19 protein-coding genes are annotated in these 20,165 nt (G+C 56.6%); 11 read left to right on the top strand and 8 right to left on the bottom strand.

Going from position 1 to position 20,165, the window contains the following annotated elements; translation table 11 throughout:
* Positions 1–66 precede the first annotated feature (66 nt).
* Positions 67–681 (top strand): Holliday junction branch migration protein RuvA, encoded by a 615-nt coding sequence (ruvA, locus tag ACEPLT_RS13765; RefSeq protein ID WP_008500448.1) that lies wholly within the window; start codon positions 67–69, stop codon positions 679–681.
* 8 nt (positions 682–689) lie between these two features.
* Positions 690–1,700 carry a Holliday junction branch migration DNA helicase RuvB gene (gene ruvB, locus ACEPLT_RS13760; protein ID WP_008500449.1) on the top strand — a complete coding sequence of 337 codons (1,011 nt, stop codon included), beginning with the start codon at positions 690–692 and terminating at the stop codon, positions 1,698–1,700.
* Positions 1,701–1,752: 52 nt separating this feature from the next.
* Here the strand turns inward: ruvB and znuB are convergent, their stop codons facing one another.
* Together znuB and znuC are read right to left on the bottom strand one after the other, a co-directional pair.
* Positions 1,753–2,538, bottom strand: coding sequence for a zinc ABC transporter permease subunit ZnuB (gene znuB, locus ACEPLT_RS13755; RefSeq protein ID WP_047747381.1), 786 nt, complete (start codon positions 2,536–2,538; stop codon positions 1,753–1,755).
* Positions 2,535–3,290 carry a zinc ABC transporter ATP-binding protein ZnuC gene (gene znuC / locus ACEPLT_RS13750; RefSeq protein WP_008500451.1) on the bottom strand — a complete coding sequence of 252 codons (756 nt, stop codon included), beginning with the start codon at positions 3,288–3,290 and terminating at the stop codon, positions 2,535–2,537. Before znuC ends, znuB begins: the two co-directional genes overlap by 4 nt.
* Before the next feature lie 77 nt (positions 3,291–3,367).
* Here znuC and znuA point away from each other — a divergent pair, with 77 nt between their 5' ends.
* The 3 genes from znuA to lpxM all read left to right on the top strand — a co-directional run bounded on the left by znuA (position 3,368) and on the right by lpxM (position 6,739).
* Positions 3,368–4,312 (top strand): zinc ABC transporter substrate-binding protein ZnuA, encoded by a 945-nt coding sequence (znuA, locus tag ACEPLT_RS13745; RefSeq protein ID WP_025910050.1) that lies wholly within the window; start codon positions 3,368–3,370, stop codon positions 4,310–4,312.
* A gap of 15 nt (positions 4,313–4,327) precedes the next feature.
* On the top strand, positions 4,328–5,647 hold the full coding sequence (gene mepM, locus ACEPLT_RS13740; protein ID WP_008500453.1) for a murein DD-endopeptidase MepM: 1,320 nt from the start codon (positions 4,328–4,330) through the stop codon (positions 5,645–5,647).
* A gap of 120 nt (positions 5,648–5,767) precedes the next feature.
* On the top strand, positions 5,768–6,739 hold the full coding sequence (lpxM, locus tag ACEPLT_RS13735) for a lauroyl-Kdo(2)-lipid IV(A) myristoyltransferase (RefSeq protein ID WP_008500454.1): 972 nt from the start codon (positions 5,768–5,770) through the stop codon (positions 6,737–6,739).
* Positions 6,740–6,784: 45 nt separating this feature from the next.
* Here the strand turns inward: lpxM and pyk are convergent, their stop codons facing one another.
* Positions 6,785–8,227 carry a pyruvate kinase gene (pyk, locus tag ACEPLT_RS13730; RefSeq protein WP_008500455.1) on the bottom strand — a complete coding sequence of 481 codons (1,443 nt, stop codon included), beginning with the start codon at positions 8,225–8,227 and terminating at the stop codon, positions 6,785–6,787.
* Between the two features lie 137 nt (positions 8,228–8,364).
* Positions 8,365–9,234 (bottom strand): MurR/RpiR family transcriptional regulator, encoded by an 870-nt coding sequence (locus ACEPLT_RS13725; RefSeq protein WP_008500456.1) that lies wholly within the window; start codon positions 9,232–9,234, stop codon positions 8,365–8,367.
* A 356-nt stretch (positions 9,235–9,590) separates the two neighbouring features.
* On the opposite strand from ACEPLT_RS13725, the gene zwf reads away from it, so the two are divergent.
* The 3 genes from zwf to kdgA all read left to right on the top strand — a co-directional run bounded on the left by zwf (position 9,591) and on the right by kdgA (position 13,792).
* A complete protein-coding gene (zwf, locus tag ACEPLT_RS13720; protein ID WP_008500457.1) occupies positions 9,591–11,066 on the top strand; it encodes a glucose-6-phosphate dehydrogenase in 1,476 nt (491 codons plus the stop codon).
* A gap of 233 nt (positions 11,067–11,299) precedes the next feature.
* Complete coding sequence (edd, locus tag ACEPLT_RS13715; protein ID WP_023325516.1) at positions 11,300–13,111, top strand: phosphogluconate dehydratase; 1,812 nt, start codon at positions 11,300–11,302, stop codon at positions 13,109–13,111.
* Between the two features lie 39 nt (positions 13,112–13,150).
* Positions 13,151–13,792 carry a bifunctional 4-hydroxy-2-oxoglutarate aldolase/2-dehydro-3-deoxy-phosphogluconate aldolase gene (kdgA, locus tag ACEPLT_RS13710; protein ID WP_008500459.1) on the top strand — a complete coding sequence of 214 codons (642 nt, stop codon included), beginning with the start codon at positions 13,151–13,153 and terminating at the stop codon, positions 13,790–13,792.
* 41 nt (positions 13,793–13,833) lie between these two features.
* Here kdgA and purT read toward each other — a convergent pair whose 3' ends face one another.
* A complete protein-coding gene (purT, locus tag ACEPLT_RS13705) occupies positions 13,834–15,012 on the bottom strand; it encodes a formate-dependent phosphoribosylglycinamide formyltransferase (RefSeq protein ID WP_447088269.1) in 1,179 nt (392 codons plus the stop codon).
* A 171-nt stretch (positions 15,013–15,183) separates the two neighbouring features.
* Here purT and ACEPLT_RS13700 point away from each other — a divergent pair, with 171 nt between their 5' ends.
* Complete coding sequence (locus ACEPLT_RS13700; RefSeq protein ID WP_232928646.1) at positions 15,184–15,834, top strand: tellurite resistance TerB family protein; 651 nt, start codon at positions 15,184–15,186, stop codon at positions 15,832–15,834.
* A gap of 85 nt (positions 15,835–15,919) precedes the next feature.
* Positions 15,920–17,980, top strand: coding sequence for an oligopeptidase B (gene ptrB / locus ACEPLT_RS13695; RefSeq protein ID WP_232928643.1), 2,061 nt, complete (start codon positions 15,920–15,922; stop codon positions 17,978–17,980).
* On the opposite strand, the gene exoX is transcribed toward ptrB, so the two are convergent.
* The 3 genes from exoX to ACEPLT_RS13680 form a co-directional block, all read right to left on the bottom strand.
* Positions 17,977–18,639: an exodeoxyribonuclease X gene (gene exoX / locus ACEPLT_RS13690; RefSeq protein WP_232928641.1), complete on the bottom strand. Its 663-nt coding sequence runs from the start codon at positions 18,637–18,639 to the stop codon at positions 17,977–17,979. The genes ptrB and exoX overlap by 4 nt on opposite strands.
* A 24-nt stretch (positions 18,640–18,663) precedes the next feature.
* Positions 18,664–19,314, bottom strand: coding sequence for a carbon-nitrogen hydrolase family protein (locus tag ACEPLT_RS13685; RefSeq protein WP_008500464.1), 651 nt, complete (start codon positions 19,312–19,314; stop codon positions 18,664–18,666).
* Positions 19,315–19,424: 110 nt separating this feature from the next.
* The gene (locus tag ACEPLT_RS13680; RefSeq protein WP_008500465.1) at positions 19,425–19,655 is read right to left on the bottom strand and encodes a DNA polymerase III subunit theta; all 231 of its coding nucleotides are present in this window, start codon (positions 19,653–19,655) and stop codon (positions 19,425–19,427) included.
* A 137-nt stretch (positions 19,656–19,792) separates the two neighbouring features.
* On the opposite strand from ACEPLT_RS13680, the gene yobA reads away from it, so the two are divergent.
* The gene (gene yobA, locus ACEPLT_RS13675) at positions 19,793–20,164 is read left to right on the top strand and encodes a CopC domain-containing protein YobA (protein WP_008500466.1); all 372 of its coding nucleotides are present in this window, start codon (positions 19,793–19,795) and stop codon (positions 20,162–20,164) included.
* The last annotated feature ends 1 nt before the right edge of the window (position 20,165 follow it).

Raw genomic sequence — 20,165 nt, 5'->3', positions numbered from 1 at the left:
GGATGTTTATCCAGCCTTTTTTTATTATGTCGGCAGTTAATTTCTTCCAGAACGCAGGAGCGTCACGTGATAGGCAGACTCAGAGGCATCATCATTGAAAAACAACCCCCGTTAGTGCTGCTGGAAGTGGGTGGCGTGGGCTATGAAGTCCATATGCCGATGACCTGCTTCTACGAGCTGCCGGACGCGGGCAAAGAGGCGATTGTCTTTACCCAGTTTGTGGTGCGTGAAGATGCTCAGCTGCTGTACGGCTTCAACAACAAACAGGAACGCACCCTGTTCCGCGAGCTGATTAAAACCAACGGCGTCGGGCCAAAGCTGGCGCTGGCGATCTTATCCGGCATGTCAGCACCACAGTTTGTGAATGCCGTTGAGCGTGAAGATCCTGCGGCTCTGATTAAGCTTCCTGGCATCGGTAAGAAAACGGCAGAGCGCCTGATTGTCGAGATGAAAGACCGCTTCAAAGGCCTGCATGGCGATCTCTTCACGCCGGCGGCCGATCTGGTACTGACCTCGCCAGGTGCGCCTGCAGCGGATGATGACGCGGAGCAGGAAGCGGTTGCCGCGCTGGTGGCACTGGGCTATAAACCTCAGGAGGCCAGCCGCATGGTAAGTAAAATTGCCAAACCGGACGCCAGCAGTGAAACCCTGATTCGTGAAGCGCTGCGCGCTGCATTGTGAGGTAAAGGATGATTGAAGCAGACCGCCTGGTTTCGGCAGGCACTGTTCAGGCAGAGGATGTGGTGGATCGCGCGATTCGCCCAAAACTGCTTGATGAGTACATTGGCCAGCCGCAGGTTCGTTCCCAGATGGAGATTTTTATCCAGGCGGCAAAGCTGCGCGGCGATGCGCTCGATCACCTGCTGATTTTTGGCCCGCCGGGTTTAGGCAAAACCACGCTGGCGAATATCGTCGCTAATGAAATGGGCGTTAACCTGCGCACCACCTCAGGCCCGGTGCTGGAGAAGGCGGGCGATTTGGCGGCCATGCTGACCAACCTCGAACCGCATGACGTGCTGTTTATCGATGAGATCCACCGCCTGTCACCGGTGGTGGAAGAGGTGCTCTATCCGGCGATGGAAGATTATCAGCTGGATATCATGATCGGTGAAGGTCCGGCTGCGCGCTCCATCAAAATCGATCTGCCGCCGTTTACCCTGATTGGCGCAACGACGCGAGCCGGGTCGTTGACCTCTCCACTGCGCGACCGCTTCGGTATCGTGCAGCGTCTGGAGTTTTACCAGGTGGCCGACCTCCAGCACATCGTTGGCCGCAGCGCCCGCTATATGGGGCTGGAGATGAGCGAAGAGGGGGCGTTTGAAGTGGCGAAGCGTTCCCGCGGTACGCCGCGTATCGCCAACCGCCTGCTGCGCCGCGTGCGTGACTTTGCTGAGGTGAAGCACAACGGTTCGATCTCCGCTGAGATCGCCGCGCAGGCGCTGGATATGCTGAACGTCGATGCCGAAGGTTTTGACTACATGGACCGCAAGCTGCTGCTGGCGGTGCTGGACAAGTTCTTTGGTGGCCCGGTCGGGCTTGATAACCTGGCGGCGGCAATCGGGGAAGAGCGTGAAACCATTGAGGACGTGCTTGAACCGTATCTGATCCAGCAGGGCTTCCTGCAGCGTACCCCGCGTGGGCGTATGGCCACGGTGCGGGCGTGGAATCATTTCGGCATTACGCCACCGGCAATGCCGTAAGCAGCGATAATTTATAGCCCCGGTAAGCGAAGCGCCACCGGGGACATACCCGCTACTGCGCGGTCTTCTTCATCATACTGAAGATAAACAGCATCGCCGCAGTCAGCACCACGGACGGCCCCGCAGGCGTGTCATAGAACGCCGAGAAGGTTAGCCCACCCGTTACCGCAATCATCCCGATAATCACGGCGACACCGGCCATCTGCTCCGGCGTACGGGCAAAACGACGCGCCGTAGCCGCAGGGATGATCAGCAGCGACGTAATAATCAGCGCGCCGACAAACTTCATAGCCACGCCAATGGTTAACGCCGTTACCAGCATCAGCAGCAGCTTAACGCGCTGTAGCTTCACGCCATCGACGAACGCCAGATCGGGGCTGACGGTCATCGCCAGCAGGTTACGCCACTGCCAGAGCAGAATGCCGAGCACCACCACAACGCCAATGGCGATAGCGATGAGATCGTCAGGCGTGACGGCCAGCAGGTCACCGAACAGGTAGGCCATCAGATCCACGCGGATATTGGACATCAGGCTGACCACCACCAGACCCAGCGACAGGGCGCTGTGCGCCATGATGCCAAGCAGCGTATCAATGGCGAGGTGAGGGCGTTTTTCCAGCCAGACCAGACCGGCCGCCAGCAGCAGCGTGACCACAATCACCGCGTAGAACGGGTTGACGTTCAGCAGCAGGCCAAAAGCCACGCCCAGCAGGGACGCGTGCGCCAGGGTATCGCCGAAGTAAGACATTCTGCGCCACACCACAAACGAGCCGAGCGGGCCCGCGGCGCAGGCAAGCATAATCCCGGCCAGCCAGCCGGGCAGTAACAGTTCAATCATGAGTGTCCATTTCCCCGACGCAGAACGATTCGTCCCTGCAAATCATGGCGGTGATTATGATGATGGCGATAGATGCCGAGCTGTTCAGCGCCGCGAGGGCCGAACATGGAGATAAATTCCGGGTGCATGGAGACCACTTCTGGCGTGCCGGAGCAGCAGATATGGTGGTTGAGACACAGCACTTCATCAGTTTTTGCCATCACCAGATGCAGGTCGTGGGATACCATCAGTACCGCGCAGTTCAGTTCCTGACGCAGCTGGTCAATAAGATCGTACAGCGCGACCTGGCCGTTGACGTCGACCCCCTGCGTCGGCTCATCCAGCACCAGCAGCTGCGGGCTGCTGAGCAACGCACGGGCAAGTAATACGCGCTGCGTTTCACCGCCGGACAGTTTTTGCAGCGGCGCATCGACAAGATGGCCTGCCTGCACGCGCTTCAGCGCCGGGAGAATATCGGCTTTACGCGTGCCGGGACGCAGGCGCAGGAAACGGCTCACCGTCAGCGGCAGCGTGGCGTCAAGGTGCAGTTTTTGCGGCACATAGCCGATACGCAATTTTTCCTCACGCTTGATCACGCCTTCATCGGGTGCGACCAGACCCAGCACCACGCGAACCAGGGTGGATTTGCCTGCGCCATTGGGGCCGAGCAGCGTCAGAATTTTGCCGGGCTTCAGATCGAGCGACACGTCAGAGAGGACGCGGCGCTGGCCAAATGAGACCGAAATATTTTCAAGAGAAACCAATGTCGTCATGTCATTTTAAGCTTGAAGAAGTCAACGAATGTTATAATATCACATTCCACGCATTCACTACGATGATTAGTCGCATTATGTTACATAAAAATACGCTTCTTTTCGCAGCATTATCCGCTGCCCTTTGGGGCACAACCGCACAAGATGTTAACGCTGCGGTTGTCGCTTCGCTTAAACCACTCGGGTTTATCGCGTCAGCCATTGCTGACGGGGTAACAGAAACTCAGGTTCTGCTCCCGGATGGTGCATCCGAGCATGACTACTCCCTGCGCCCTTCAGACGTAAAACGCTTACAAAACGCGGACTTAGTTGTCTGGATTGGTCCGGAAATGGAAGCGTTTATGCAGAAGTCAGCAAAACAGGTGGCGGGCGAAAAACAGGTCGCGATTGCCGCCCTCCCAGGCGTGAAACCGTTACTCATGAAAGGCACGGATGACGACGGCGATGAACATGACCATCATGCTGCCGACGGTGAAAAAGGTGATGGAGATCACCATCACGGCGAGTACAACATGCATCTTTGGTTATCCCCAGAGATAGCGCGGCTTTCAGCGGTTGCAATCCATGACAAATTAGTGGAACTTATGCCGCAAAGTCGAGCCAAACTAGACGCCAACCTGAAAGATTTTGAGGCACAATTAGCCGCAACCGATAAGCAGGTAGGGAATGAGCTCGCACCGTTGAAAGGAAAAGGGTATTTCGTTTTTCATGACGCCTACGGCTATTACGAAAAACACTACGGTTTGACCCCGCTGGGGCACTTTACCGTCAACCCTGAAATTCAACCTGGTGCGCAGCGTTTACATGAAATCAGAACACAGCTGGTTGAGCAAAAAGCGACATGCGTTTTTGCTGAGCCACAGTTCAGGCCAGCGGTCGTAGAAGCCGTGGCCAGGGGGACATCCGTGCGCATGGGGACCCTTGACCCGCTAGGAACGAATATCCAGTTGAGCAAAGCGAGCTATTCGCAGTTCCTCAGCCAACTGGCGAACCAGTATGCGAGCTGCCTGAAAGGAGATTAACGAGGAAGTGAATACGTGCAACAGATAGCCCGCTCTGTCGCCCTGGCATTTAACAATCTGCCTCGACCCCACCGCGTCATGCTGGGGTCGCTTACAGTACTCACCTTAGCGGTCGCCGTCTGGCGGCCCTATGTTTACCACCCGAGTTCTGCCCCTATCATCAAAACCATCGAGCTAGAAAAGAGCGAAATCCGCTCTTTGCTGCCTGAAGCCAGTGAGCCTATCGACCAGTCGGCTCAGGAAGATGAAGCCATTCCACAGGATGAACTGGACGATAAAACCGAGAATGAAGCGGGTATCCACGAATATGTAGTTTCTACCGGTGACACGCTGAGCAGCGTGCTGAACCAGTACGGCATCGACATGGGCAATATCAGCCAGCTGGCGGCGGCAGATAAAGATCTTCGCAACCTGAAAATTGGGCAACAGCTCTCCTGGACGTTAACGGCCGATGGCGATCTCCAGCGTCTGACCTGGGAAATGTCCCGCCGTGAAACCCGCACCTACGATCGCACGGCAACCGGTTTCAAAATGACCAGCGAAATGCAGAAGGGCGACTGGGTCAACAGCGTTCTCAAAGGCACCGTGGGCGCAAGCTTTGTCTCCAGCGCGCGCGACGCAGGGTTGACCAGCGCTGAAATCAGTTCGGTGATCAAAGCCATGCAGTGGCAGATGGATTTCCGCAAGCTGAAAAAAGGCGATGAGTTTTCCGTCCTGATGTCCCGCGAAATGCTGGACGGCAAGCGCGAGCAAAGCCAGTTGCTGGGCGTGCGTCTGCGCTCCGAAGGCAAAGATTACTACGCGATCCGTGCCGAAGACGGCAAGTTCTACGACCGCACCGGTACGGGCCTTGCAAAGGGCTTCCTGCGCTTCCCGACGGCGAAACAGTTCCGCGTCTCCTCCAACTTTAACCCGCGTCGTCTGAACCCGGTCACCGGACGCGTCGCACCGCACCGTGGCGTTGACTTTGCTATGCCGCAGGGCACACCGGTACTCGCGGTTGGGGATGGCGAAGTGGTGGTGGCCAAACGTAGCGGCGCAGCCGGATATTATGTTGCGGTACGTCATGGTCGCACGTATACGACCCGCTATATGCACCTGCGTAAGCTGCTGGTTAAACCAGGACAGAAGGTGAAGCGTGGTGACCGTATTGCGATCTCCGGTAATACCGGTCGCTCTACCGGCCCGCACCTGCACTACGAAGTGTGGATCAACCAGCAAGCCGTGAACCCGCTGACGGCGAAACTGCCGCGCACCGAAGGCCTGACGGGTAAAGATCGTACGGATTACCTGGCGCAGGTGAAAGAGGTGTTGCCGCAGCTGAGCTTAGACTAAGCCCTCTGTTTTCGTTAAAAAAGCCGGCGCACCCTGACGCCGGCTTTTTCTTTTGTGCGCGGACGACTGCCTCGCTACACTATCTGAATTAATTTTGCGTCATCAGACCCTGGATCCAGCATGGAAACCCAAAAAAACAATATTGAATACATTCCTGAGTTTGAAAAATCCTTCCGCCATCCGCGCAACTGGGGCGCCTGGCTCGGTGTTTACGCCTTTGCGGGGATAGCGTTGCTGCCGGCTTCCGTCCGCGATCCTGTCCTGGGTAAAATTGGCCGTCTTGCCGGGCGCTTAGGCAAGAGTGCCCGCCGTCGCGCGCAGATCAATCTCTATTACTGTTTTCCTGAAAAGAGCGACGCCGAGCGCGAGGCAATCATTGATGAGATGTATACCACCGCACCGCAGGCCATGGCGATGATGGCGGAGCTGGCGCTGAAAGGGCCGGAGAAAATTGTCGATCGCGTAGACTGGAAAGGGCTGGATATCATTGAGGAGATGCGCCGCAATGACGAGAAAGTCATTTTCCTTGTCCCACACGGCTGGGGCGTTGATATTCCGGCGATGCTGATGGCCTCTCAGGGCCAGAAGATGGCGGCAATGTTCCATAACCAGGGCAATAAAATCTTCGACTTTGTCTGGAATACGGTGCGTCGTCGTTTTGGCGGACGCCTGCATGCGCGCAACGATGGCATTAAGCCGTTCATTCAGTCGGTACGCCAGGGGTACTGGGGCTACTATCTGCCGGATCAGGACCACGGCCCCGAGCACAGCGAGTTTGTCGATTTCTTTGCAACCTATAAAGCGACGCTGCCTGCGATTGGCCGCCTGATGAAAGTGTGTCGTGCCCGCGTGATCCCGCTGTTCCCGGTCTATGACGGTAAAACGCATCGCCTGAGCATTGAGGTTCGTCCGCCGATGGACGATCTGCTGACCGCTGACGACCACACCATTGCCCGTCGGATGAACGAAGAGGTGGAGATCCTGGTAGGGCCGCATGCCGAGCAGTACACGTGGATCCTGAAGCTGCTTAAAACGCGTAAGCCGGGTGAAAAAGAGCCGTATAAACGCAAAGAGCTTTATCCAACGAAATAAAAAAAGCCCTCTCCATCTGGAGAGGGCTTTTTAACAGAGACGTTATTACTCGACGGTCATAACGCGTGTGGTGTTGGTTGAGCCGATGGTGCTCATCACATCGCCCTGGGTCACAATGACGATATCACCAGAGACCAGATAGCCTTTGTCGCGCAGCAGGTTTACGGCATCGTGCGCCGCGGCCACGCCGTCATTGGTGCTGTCGAAGTGTACCGGCGTCACGCCGCGGTACAGCGCCGTCAGGTTCAGCGTACGTTCGTGACGGGACATGGCGAAGATCGGCAGACCCGAGCTGATACGAGAGGTCATTAGCGCGGTGCGGCCAGATTCGGTCATAGTGATGATCGCGGTAACGCCCTTCAGATGGTTTGCCGCATACATTGCAGACATCGCAATCGCTTCTTCAACGTTGTCGAACTGCACGTCCAGACGGTGTTTAGAGACGTTGATGCTTGGGATCTTTTCAGCACCCAGGCAAACACGTGCCATGGCGGCCACGGTTTCTGCCGGATACTGGCCCGCAGCGGTTTCCGCAGAGAGCATTACCGCATCGGTACCGTCCAGCACGGCGTTGGCCACGTCCATCACTTCTGCACGGGTTGGCATCGGGTTGGTGATCATCGATTCCATCATCTGAGTGGCGGTGATCACCGCGCGGTTCAGCTGACGTGCGCGACGAATCAGGGCTTTCTGAATCCCCACCAGCTCAGGGTCGCCGATTTCCACACCCAGGTCGCCACGCGCAACCATCACCACGTCAGAGGCAAGGATCACGTCGTCCATAGCATCCTGATCGCAAACGGCTTCCGCACGCTCAACTTTGGCGACGATTTTGGCATCGCAGCCTGCATCACGCGCCAGACGACGCGCATAGTTCAGATCTTCGCCGCAGCGCGGGAAGGAGACGGCCAGGTAGTCAACACCGATCAGCGCAGCAGTCACAATATCCGCTTTATCTTTATCAGTAAGCGCTTCCGCAGAGAGGCCGCCGCCCAGCTTGTTGATGCCTTTATTGTTGGAGAGCGGGCCGCCGACGGTGACTTCGGTGAACACTTTCATGCCCTGAACTTCCAGCACTTTCAGCTGCACGCGACCGTCGTCAAGCAGCAGGATATCGCCAGGTACGACGTCAGCTGGGAGGCCTTTATAGTCGATACCGACTTTCTCTTTATCGCCTTCGCCTTTGCCCAGGTTGGCATCCAGCAGGAATTTGTCGCCGATATTGAGGAAAACTTTACCCTCTTTAAAGGTCGAAACACGGATTTTAGGACCCTGCAAATCGCCGAGGATCGCAACGTGACGGCCCAGTTTGGCTGCGATTTCACGCACTTTATCGGCACGTAATTTATGGTCTTCTGGCGTACCGTGAGAGAAGTTCATACGCACCACGTTGGCGCCAGCGGCGATAATTTTCTCGAGATTATTATCGCGATCGGTGGCCGGGCCTAAGGTGGTTACGATCTTGGTTCTGCGAAGCCTTCTGGACATGTAATACTCCGTTGACTGAAACAACTTTGGTGTTGCGTGAACATTGAATCGGCCTTCATCTGCTGCAAGGCAGTGGAGAGGGGACCGAATGCCGTAAATCGTTACTTCGTCATTATTCGTGACGTCTTCGTTATCAACTATCGAACATCGCTCTTTATAAGCAATTCTTTATCAAAACGCGATTCCTTCAGCGCTTCCTTGACCCGCTTCAAGTTATCCCGGAATTTTGCCCCACGGCGTAAGGTAAAACCGGTTGCCAGCACGTCAATCACGGTGAGCTGGGCCAGTCGGGAGACCATTGGCATATAAATGTCGGTGTCTTCCGGCACGTCGAGAGTGATCGCCAGCGTCGCCTCACGGGCCAGCGGTGTGCCCGCCGTGGTCAGCGCAATCACCATGGCATCGTTTTCACGGGCCAGCTGCGCCAGTTCTACCTGACTCTTAGTGCGGCCAGTATGCGAAATCAGTACCACGACGTCATCTTCACTGCAATTCATACAGCTCATGCGTTGCAGGACAATGTCATCGGAATAAATCACCGGGACGTTAAAGCGGAAAAATTTGTTCATGGCGTCATGCGCGACGGCCGCCGACGACCCGAGCCCAAAGAAGGCAATTCGCTTGGCCTGGGTGAGTAAATCCACTGCGCGATTCACGGAACTCATGTCCAGAGACTGACGGACGTGGTCAAGCGAAGCCATGGCCGACTCAAAAATTTTCGCGGTATAGGCATCAACGCTGTCGTCTTCATCCACATTACGATTAACATAAGGGGTGCCGTTAGCCAGACTTTGTGCCAGATGCAGTTTAAAATCAGGAAAGCCGCGCGTTTCCAGGCTGCGGCAGAAGCGATTGACCGTGGGTTCGCTAACACCCGCTTCCTGTGCCAGAGCGGCGATGCTTGAATGAATCGCCTGAGCGGGAGAGGCGAGAATGACCTCGGCCACTTTTCGCTCGGATTTGCTAAGGTGTTCCAGTTGAAACTGGATTTTTTCCAGCATGTTCATGTTAACAGGACGCTCATGGGTGTAAACGATTTCATTAATTGATGAAATCGTGATTCGATTTAGCCGATATTACCCCTGTGGCTTCCATTAAGGGTAACAATCGACGAGATAATGTTGTTGTTTTTTTTCATTACTTGATCGATGTCGGGTTTTGCTATGACCCTGTTGCGCAAAGAAACGACGGTTGTTGCGTCATTAAGCCGTCGAAATCATCCGATGGGTGAAAAATCGCGGTATCGCACGCGACGATAAGCGCTAATGGTTTCGGGAATGACGTAAAAGCAGTACAGTGCATTGTAATAAAATTACAACGATACCTGGCAGAAGTACCAGGTGATCCAACTGAGGAGAATGACATGGCGGTAACGCAAACAGCCCAGGCATGTGACCTGGTCATTTTCGGCGCGAAAGGCGATCTTGCACGCCGAAAATTGCTGCCTTCCCTGTATCAACTGGAGAAAGCGGGCCAAATTCATCCGGATACGCGTATCCTGGGTGTTGGGCGCGCCGACTGGGACAAGGACGCTTATACCAAAGTCGTCCGCGAGGCGCTCGAAACTTTCATGAAGGAAAAAATTGATGAAAGTTTGTGGGATACCCTGAGCGGTCGTCTCGATTTCTGCAACCTTGACGTGAATGACGTCAGCGCATTCGCTCGCTTGGGTGCGATGCTGGATCAGAAAAACCGTGTCACCATTAACTATTTCGCCATGCCGCCAAGCACCTTCGGCGCCATCTGCAAAGGCCTGGGCGAAGCCAAACTGAACGCCAAACCGGCGCGCGTCGTGATGGAGAAGCCGTTGGGTACGTCCCTGGCAACCTCGCGTGAAATCAACGACCAGGTAGGCGAGTTCTTTGAAGAGTGCCAGGTCTACCGTATCGACCATTATCTCGGTAAAGAGACGGTGCTGAACCTGCTGGCGCTGCGTTTTGCTAACTCCCTGTTTGTAAATAACTGGGACAACCGCACTATCGACCACGTGGAAATCACCGTGGCGGAAGAGGTGGGGATTGAAGGTCGCTGGGGTTACTTTGACCAGGCCGGTCAGATGCGCGACATGATCCAGAACCACCTGCTGCAGATTCTGTGCATGATTGCCATGTCTCCACCGTCTGACCTGACGGCGGACAGCATCCGTGACGCCAAAGTGAAAGTGCTGAAGTCGCTGCGCCGCATCGACCGCTCCAACGTGCGCGAGAAAACCGTTCGCGGCCAGTACACCGCCGGGTTTGCGCAAGGCAAAAAGGTGCCTGGCTACCTGGAAGAAGAGGGCGCGAACAAATCCAGCAACACCGAGACGTTCGTGGCCATCCGCGTGGACATCGACGACTGGCGCTGGGCGGGGGTTCCGTTCTACCTGCGCACCGGTAAGCGTCTGCCTGCGAAATGTTCCGAAGTGGTTGTCTACTTTAAGAACCCGGAACTGAACCTGTTCAAAGAGTCCTGGCAGGAGCTGCCGCAGAACAAGCTGACCATTCGTCTGCAGCCGGACGAGGGCGTGGATATCCAGATCCTGAACAAAGTGCCGGGCCTGGATCATAAACACAACCTGCAGACCACCAAGCTGGATCTGAGCTACTCCGAAACCTTCAACCAGACGCACCTGGCCGATGCTTACGAGCGTCTGCTGCTGGAAACCATGCGCGGTATCCAGGCGCTGTTCGTGCGTCGCGATGAGGTGGAAGAGGCGTGGAAATGGGTCGACTCCATCACCGAAGCCTGGGCTGCCGATCAGGATGCGCCAAAACCGTATCAGGCGGGCACATGGGGACCTGTCGCGTCGGTGGCAATGATCACCCGTGATGGCCGCTCCTGGAACGAGTTTGAGTAAGATAATCCGCTAGCCCGAAAGTGTTATTTTACCGGTAACATGATCTAACACAGCTCGTGGCACAATTTTCAACTTTTAAGCTCCGCGTGGATTCACCCGCGGAGCTTTTTTTATTACACTGCCGGAAGTGATTTTGCCCCTGAGCTCCGGACAGCAAGCGTTTCAGCGTTGTTAACAACTGCCAGCGACTTTGTAAACTCCCGAGCCCGGACAGATAAATGAGAGGAGCTTTTATGAATCCGACATTGTTACGCGTAACACAGCGCATTATTGAGCGCTCGAAAGAGACCCGTTCGGCCTACCTCGCCCGGATTGAACAGGCGAAGAGCAACACCGTTCACCGTTCCCAGCTGGCCTGCGGTAACCTGGCGCACGGCTTCGCCGCCTGCCAGCCTGACGATAAAGCGTCGCTGAAAAGCATGTTGCGTAACAATATCGCCATCATTACCGCCTATAACGATATGCTCTCCGCGCACCAGCCCTATGAGGTTTACCCGGATATCATCCGTAAAGCGCTGCACAGCGTGAATGCGGTCGGCCAGGTGGCGGGTGGGGTACCCGCCATGTGCGACGGCGTGACGCAGGGTCAGGACGGTATGGAACTCTCCCTGCTGAGCCGTGAAGTCATTGCCATGTCCGCGGCGGTGGGCCTGTCACACAACATGTTTGATGGCGCGCTCTATCTCGGCGTGTGCGACAAGATTGTTCCGGGCCTGGTGATGGCCGCGCTGTCGTTTGGTCATCTGCCTGCGATCTTCGTGCCGTCGGGCCCAATGGCAAGCGGCCTGCCGAACAAAGAAAAAGTGCGCATTCGCCAGCTGTACGCGGAAGGAAAAGCAGATCGTCAGGCGCTGCTGGAAGCGGAAGCTGCATCCTACCACGCGCCGGGCACCTGTACGTTCTACGGTACCGCGAACACGAACCAGATGGTGGTGGAGTTTATGGGGATGCAGCTTCCGGGCTCGTCGTTTATCCAGCCGGACGCACCGCTGCGCAAGGCGCTGACCGAGGCCGCGGCCCGTCAGGTCACGCGTCTGACCGGAAACGGCAACGAATGGATGCCGATGGGCAAAATGGTCGACGAAAAAGTTATCGTCAACGGGATTGTCGCGCTGCTGGCCACCGGCGGTTCGACCAACCACACCATGCACCTGGTGGCCATGGCGCGTGCGGCGGGCATTCTGATTAACTGGGATGACTTCTCCGAGATCTCTTCCGTGGTGCCGTTGATGGCGCGCCTGTATCCAAACGGTCCGGCGGACATCAACCACTTCCAGGCCGCAGGCGGCGTACCGCTGCTCATGCGCGAGCTGCTGAAGGGCGGTCTGCTGCATGAAGATGTTAACACCGTAGCGGGCTTTGGCCTGCAGCGCTACACCCAGGAGCCATGGCTGAACAACGGCGAGCTGGACTGGCGCGAAGGGGCGACCGCATCTCTTGATGCGCAGGTTATCGCCACCATCGACAAACCGTTCTCTCCTCACGGTGGCACAAAGGTGCTGAGCGGTAACCTCGGTCGCGCGGTAATGAAGACCTCTGCCGTACCGGAAGAGAACCAGATTATCGAAGCGCCAGCGGTGGTATTTGAAAGCCAGCACGACGTATTACCTGCCTTTGACGCCGGTCTGCTCGACAAAGACTGCGTGGTAGTGGTGCGTCATCAGGGGCCTAAAGCCAACGGGATGCCAGAATTACATAAACTTATGCCACCACTTGGTGTATTATTGGACCGCCGTTTCAAAATTGCACTGGTGACCGATGGACGCCTCTCTGGCGCCTCAGGTAAAGTGCCATCAGCTATCCACGTGACGCCAGAAGCGTACGACGGCGGCCTGCTGGCGAAAGTGCGTGACGGTGACATGATCCGCGTTAACGGTCAGACAGGCGAGTTAACCCTGCTGGTGGATGACGCCGAGCTGGCGGCACGTCAGCCCCATATTCCTGACCTGAGCGCGTCGCGCGTGGGAACAGGACGCGAAATGTTTGGCGCACTGCGTGAGAACCTCTCCGGTGCTGAGCAGGGCGCAACCTGTATTACGTTTTAAGACGACTTGATTTTAACGATCTGGCGAGAGAAGACTCTGATGAAAAACTGGAAAACAAGTGCAGAAGCAATCCTGACCACTGGCCCTGTCGTGCCGGTTATCGTGGTAAACAAGCTGGAGCACGCTGTACCGATGGCGAAAGCGCTGGTTGCGGGCGGCGTTCGCGTTCTGGAAGTGACCCTGCGTACCGCCTGCGCGATGGATGCCATTCGCGCGATTGCCAAAGAAGTGCCGGACGCCATTATCGGTGCGGGTACCGTAACGAACGCAAAACAGCTGGCTGAAGTGACCGAAGCGGGCGCACAGTTTGCCATCAGCCCGGGCCTGACCGAGTCGCTGCTGAAAGCCGCGACCGAAGGGACTATTCCGCTGATCCCGGGCATCAGCACCGTCTCTGAACTGATGCTGGGCATGGACTACGGTCTGAAAGAGTTTAAATTCTTCCCGGCGGAAGCGAACGGCGGCACCAAAGCGCTGCAGGCGATTGCCGGTCCATTCTCTCAGGTACGCTTCTGCCCGACGGGCGGTATCTCTCCAGCCAACTACCGTGACTACCTGGCGCTGAAAAGCGTGCTGTGCATCGGTGGCTCATGGCTGGTTCCGGCGGATGCCCTGGAAGCGGGCGACTGGGATCGCATCACCAAACTGGCTCGCGAAGCGGTAGAAGGCGCGAAGCAGTAAGTCATTCGCCGCATGAAAAACGGGCCTTTCGGCCCGTTTTTTTATCCCGTTACCTTAACGCTTGCTGCGGCCGCTTTCGCTCTCGCCACGGCGTCATCAACGTTATCTCCTGTGGCTAACGCCACGCCAAGACGACGGGTTCCGTCGATCTCCGGCTTGCCGAACAAACGGACCTGCAACCCGGCACCCACCGCCGCGTCGACGTTATCAAACGTAACGTTCTGGCTGGTTAGCTGCGGCAGGATCACCGCCGAGGCGGCCGGGCCGTACTGACGGATACCGCCGACGGGCAGGCCGAGGAAGGCGCGCACGTGCAGGGCGAACTCGGAGAGATCCTGCGAAATCAGCGTGACCATGCCGGTGTCATGCGGGCGAGGGGAGACTTCGCTGAAGATCACCTCATCGCCGCACACAAACAGCTCCACGCCAAACAGGCCATAGCCGCCCAGCGCCAGGACGGTTTTACGGGCGATCGCCTGCGCACGCTCCAGCGCCAGGGCGCTCATCTGCTGCGGCTGCCAGGATTCGCGGTAATCGCCATCTTCCTGGCGGTGGCCAATCGGGTCGCAGAAATGGACGCCGTCGACGGCGCTGACGGTCAGCAGGGTGATCTCGAAATCAAACTTCACCACCCCTTCAACGATCACGCGACCGGCACCGGCGCGGCCACCCTGTTGGGCGTACTCCCACGCCATGTCCAGCGTGCTGCTGTCGCGGATAAAGCTCTGTCCTTTACCGGAGGAGCTCATCACCGGCTTAACGATGCACGGGTACCCAATCTCCTCAACGGCCTGCAGGAATGCGGCTTTATCGCCAGCAAAACGATAGCTCGACGTGGGCAATCCCAGCTCTTCTGCCGCCAGACGACGAATGCCTTCGCGGTTCATGGTCAGCTTTGCGGCTTTCGCGCAGGGCACCACGCGCTGGCCTTCCTGCTCAAGCGCAATCAGCGTGTCGGTGGCGATGGCTTCAATTTCCGGTACAACGAAATCAGGCTTCTCGCGTGAAATCAGCTCACGAAGGGCATCGCTGTCCAGCATGTTAATCACATAAGAACGATGGGCGACGTGCATGGCGGGTGCATCGGCGTAGCGGTCTACGGCAATGACTTCCACGCCTAAACGCTGGCACTCAATGGCGACCTCTTTTCCCAGCTCGCCCGATCCCAACAGCATCACTCGCGTCGCCGCAGGTCGCAGCGCGGTTCCTAAACGAATCATAACAATCCCCCTGAAAAAGTTGCAGGCAGTATAAACGAAAACGTTTGCGTCTGTCTTGTGTACGGCCAGGTGAGGGGAGAAGAAATTTGCGCTTCTTTAGCCCGTCCAGACATTTCCTGACGCCTGCTCGCTTACGCTGTGGAACATGTTCACCGTTAAGTGAGGGAAACCATGTCTGGCTGGCTAAATCAATTGCAATCACTGTTAGGGCAGAAAACGTCGTCTTCCGGCGAGCGGGATCTCAGCAAACTACTGGTGCCCGGGGCGCTCGGCGGGCTGGCAGGCCTGCTGGTCGCGAATAAATCCTCGCGCAAGCTGCTGGCAAAGTACGGGACAGGCGCGCTGCTGGCCGGTGGGGGCGCCATTGCGGGTACCGTCCTGTGGAATAAATACAAGGACAGGGTCCGGACCGCGCACAGCAATGAACCGCACTACGGCGAGCACACCTCGCCGCTGGATCTGCGCACCGAGAGGCTCATTCTTGCGCTGGTTTTTGCCGCGAAAAGTGACGGACATATCGACGATAAGGAACGGCTGGCGATCGAACAGCAGCTGCGCGAAGCCGGCGTCGAAGAGAAGGGCAGAGCGCTGGTGGCGCAGGCCATCGAACAGCCCCTGGATCCGCAGCGTCTGGCGCAAAGCGTGAAAAATGAGGAAGAGGCGCTTGAACTCTATTTCCTCAGCTGTGCCGCCATCGATATCGATCACTTTATGGAGCGCAGCTACCTGAATGCGCTTGGCGACGCGCTGAAGATCCCGCAGGACGTGCGTGAGGGCATTGAGCGGGATATTCGGGAACAAAAACAGGCGTTACAGGGATAGTTCTCGCCGTTGCGACCCGGTTTCGCTTGCATCATGCGTGGGTTTTGCCAACCTTATAGGGTGTAAAACGAAAAAGAATGACGACATGCCACCGAAAGCCCGACGTATACCTTATGCGATCACCACGCATGGCGATACGCGTATAGACAACTATTACTGGCTACGGGACGATTCACGCTCCCGGCCAGAGGTGCTCGACTACCTGCACGAGGAAAACGACTATGGCCGCAAGGTTATGTCCAGCCAGCAGACGCTTCAGGACCAGCTGCTGAATGAAATGGTGCAGCGTATTCCTCAGCGCGATATCTCCGCGCCCTGGACCAAAAATGGCTATCGCTATCGCCATATTTATGAGCCCGGCAACGAGTATCCCATCTACCAGCGTCAGTCGGTCCTGAGCGCCGAATGGGATGCGTGGGATATTCTGCTGGATGCCAATCAGCGCGCGGCCCACAGCGAGTTTTATACTCTGGGCGGCATGTCCATTTCGCCGGATAATGCGGTGATGGCGCTGGCGGAGGATTATCTCTCCCGTCGCCAGTACGGCCTGCGTTTTCGCAATCTGGACACCGGCAACTGGTATCCGGAAATGCTGGAAAACGTCTCCCCGGATTTTGTCTGGGCGAATGATTCCGAGACGGTGTACTACGTCAAAAAGCACGCCTGTACGCTGCTGCCCTATCAGGTATGGCGGCACACCATCGGAACGGACTCCACAGACGACGAGCTGGTCTATGAAGAGAAAGACGAAACGTTTTATGTCAGCCTGCATAAAACCTCTTCGCGCCATTATGTGATTATCTTCCTGGCCAGCGCCACGACATCGGAAGTCCTGCTGCTGGATGCCGAACTGCCCGACGCCCAGCCGCTCTGTTTCCTGCCGCGCCGAAAGGATCATGAGTACAGCCTGGATCACTTCCAGCACAGCTTTTATCTGCGCTCGAATCGCGAGGGTAAAAACTTTGGCCTCTATAAAACCAAAGTACGCGATGAGCGCAAGTGGGAGGTGCTTATCCCCGCGCGGGATCAGGTGATGCTGGAAGGGTTTACCCTGTTCACCGACTGGCTGGTGGTGGAGGAGCGCCAGCGCGGGCTGACCAGCATCCGGCAAATCAACCGCAAAACGCGGGAAGTGGTGGGGATCGCGTTCGACGACCCGGCCTATGTGACGTGGATTGGGTTCAATCCTGAACCCGAATCATCGCGGCTGCGCTACGGCTACTCATCCATGACCACACCGGACACCCTGTTTGAGCTGGACATGGATACCGGGCAGCGTCAGGTGATAAAGCAGACCGAGGTTAAAGGGTTTGAGTCCGAAAACTACCGCAGCGAGCACCTGTGGGTCACCGCCCGGGATGGCGTCGAGGTCCCCGTCTCGCTCGTCTATCACAAAGCCCATTTCCAGAAAGGCAAAAACCCGATCCTGGTGTACGGCTACGGCTCCTACGGCTCCAGCATGGATGCCGATTTCAGCAGCAGCCGTTTAAGCCTGCTCGACCGCGGCTTTGTTTTCGCCATCGCCCATATTCGCGGCGGCGGTGAGCTGGGGCAGCACTGGTATGAGGACGGGAAATTCCTGAAAAAGAAAAACACCTTCAATGACTACCTCGACGTCTGCGATGCGCTGATTGATCAGGGCTATGGCGATCCGAAGCTCTGCTTTGGCATGGGCGGCAGCGCGGGCGGTATGCTGATGGGGGCGGTTATCAACCAGCGTCCTGAACGCTTTAAGGGGATTGTCGCGCAGGTGCCGTTTGTCGATGTGGTGACGACCATGCTTGATGAATCCATTCCGCTGACGACCGGGGAGTTTGAAGAGTGGGGGAATCCGCAGGATGAGATTTACTACCGCTATATGAAAACGTACAGCCCTTACGATAACGTCGAGGCGAAAGCCTATCCCCACATGCTGGTCACCACCGGCCTGCATGACTCTCAGGTGCAGTACTGGGAGCCGGCAAAATGGGTGGCGAAACTGCGGGAGCTGAAAACCGACGACAACCTGCTGCTGCTGTGTACCGACATGGATTCCGGACACGGCGGGAAATCGGGACGATTTAAATCGTATGAAGGGGTGGCGCTGGAGTATGCCTTCCTGATTGGCCTGGCGCAGGAGACGCTGCCAGGCCGTGCAGAGCGTTAAGCTTCGCCCAGATAGTGCTTTAGCGTCAGGCGCAGTTCCGGGCTCATTTTGTCAAGGTTGTTATACAGCCAGCGCAAATAGCCCGGGTCTTTATCCGCAATATCCGACACCGCACTGCCCCGGTATTTACCAAAGGTAAACGTGGTCAGCAGTGCGGGACGGCCGGTGATGGTCGCCATATCATCCGGCGTCCAGCCTGAGGTATTCATGATATCAATCAGTAGCGCGGCGGTGATATAGCAGTCGTACAGGGCGCGGTGATGATGAAGCCCCTCAGGCGTGCGGACGCTGAGCTTGCGGGACTTGTACAGCGCCATGTTGCTGTATTTAATGCCCGGCCAGAGGCGACGCGCCAGCTTCATGGTACAAATCCATTCCCCCGGCATTTCAGGGAGCACCCGGCGGTCAAAACTGGCGTTATGCGCGACGTACCAGGGGCTACCGTAATAGTGGGGAATGATCTCTTCGATCCACGGCTTGTCCGCCACCATCGATTCGGTAATGCGATGGATAGCCATCGCCTGAGGGCTGATGGGGCGGTCAGGACGCACCAGATGGCTCATTGGGTTGACGATTTTACCATCAACCACGTCGACAGAGGCCACTTCCACAATTCCGCCCTGAAGATCGCAAGTTTCGGTATCGATGACGCGCAGCATTGAACACTCCTGAGCTTAAAACGCCTAGCCTAAAGGAATGATATCGCCTTGCCAACCCTCTCCGCCGAGCGTGCCGGTCAACAGCAGCTCGCCCTTATCCGCGCGAACGATCAGCTGGCCTTTTTCATCCCACAGCGCGCTACCGCCGCAGGCGTTCGCCATCAGCACCGCTATGGCATATTTATGCGCAAAGCGCTGCAGGGTACTGATGGACTGCCGCCAGCGGTTATCCTCCACTGACTGACAGCTGGTAAACAGCGACGCTCTGGGATCGAGATTGGGGGAATCGGCATGCGCATCAATAATGCTGAGCTGTTTCTCTCCCGGCACCAGGCTGGCTCCGCCACCTTGCGGGTAGCGAAGGATGCGTTGACGAGCGGGGGTGAAGAGCGCGAGACCTTTCTGGCGCTGACCATCCCGCTCCACGGGGAGCCCGGCAATCACGGTTATCCGGTAACGATGCGCCGCGTCGAGCAGCGGTTCCAGCTGGGCATCGCCGGGTGGGAGAGGTAACGTCGTCGTTCCCGAGCCTGTTAATGACAGTTCAGGAAACACCAGCAGATCGCACCCCTGCCGTGCTGCTTCGGCGATGAAGCGCAGGTGGTGCGTGATATGGTCATCGACACTCTGATGCTGCCCGCTATACTGGGCCGCCGCTATATTCCAATGTGACATCGTGACTTCCTTATACACTGAGTCGCAGGGATTTAAGAATACACCTAAATTTATCAGGGTTTTCTTATCCTGCCAGATTCAGCGTAAGGAAGTGTAACGGCTCGTTAAGCTTATTTAACTTTAGGTTCGTACGGTAAACGGGAGAGGTTGACCGAGGCGAGACGGTGGGCGATGAGTCTTTCGCGAAACCAGTCGCGCAGATGGGCGGGCTGTTCCCGTTCAACGACTTCAGCCACGACAGGCATGTTGTAACGCTCTTTAAACGCGACGCCAGCGGCAGCGAGATCGACATTCACTTTATCCATCTCGTCCTGTGGAAGGGCGGCCAGATTGATCTTCATTACCTTCTCCTTTTTATGCGGCGGCAACGTTACCGCGATTGCACGACGATGACAAGCGGAGGCAGGATGATCCTCGACTCGTTTATTATACAGCGTTATTCTTTAGCATACAGACATAACAAAAAGGAATGATTGCGATGGGTTTCTCCGCTTCCCGCGCGGTATGCGCACTGGTTTTTCTGGCCTCTACAATGATGACCCCCTCCGTGCTGGCGCATGCGCACCTTAAGCAGCCGATCCCGGCAGCGGACAGCGTGGTGAGCGCTCCGCAGGCACTGACGCTGAATTTTTCAGAAGGCATCGAACCGGGATTTAGCGGTGTGGTGGTGACGGATGCGCAAAAGCAGGTCATCAAAACGGGAACCGCCACGCGCGACGAAAAGAACAAGGCGCAGCTCACCGTTCCGCTGGACCAAACGCTGACGCCAGGGACGTACCAGGTAGACTGGCATGTCGTCTCTGTAGACGGTCATAAAACCAAAGGTAGCTATCACTTTAGCGTGAAATAGC

The organism is Enterobacter sp. fkY84-1, from assembly GCF_052974705.1.
This window is presented reverse-complemented; position numbering and strand designations above follow the sequence as displayed.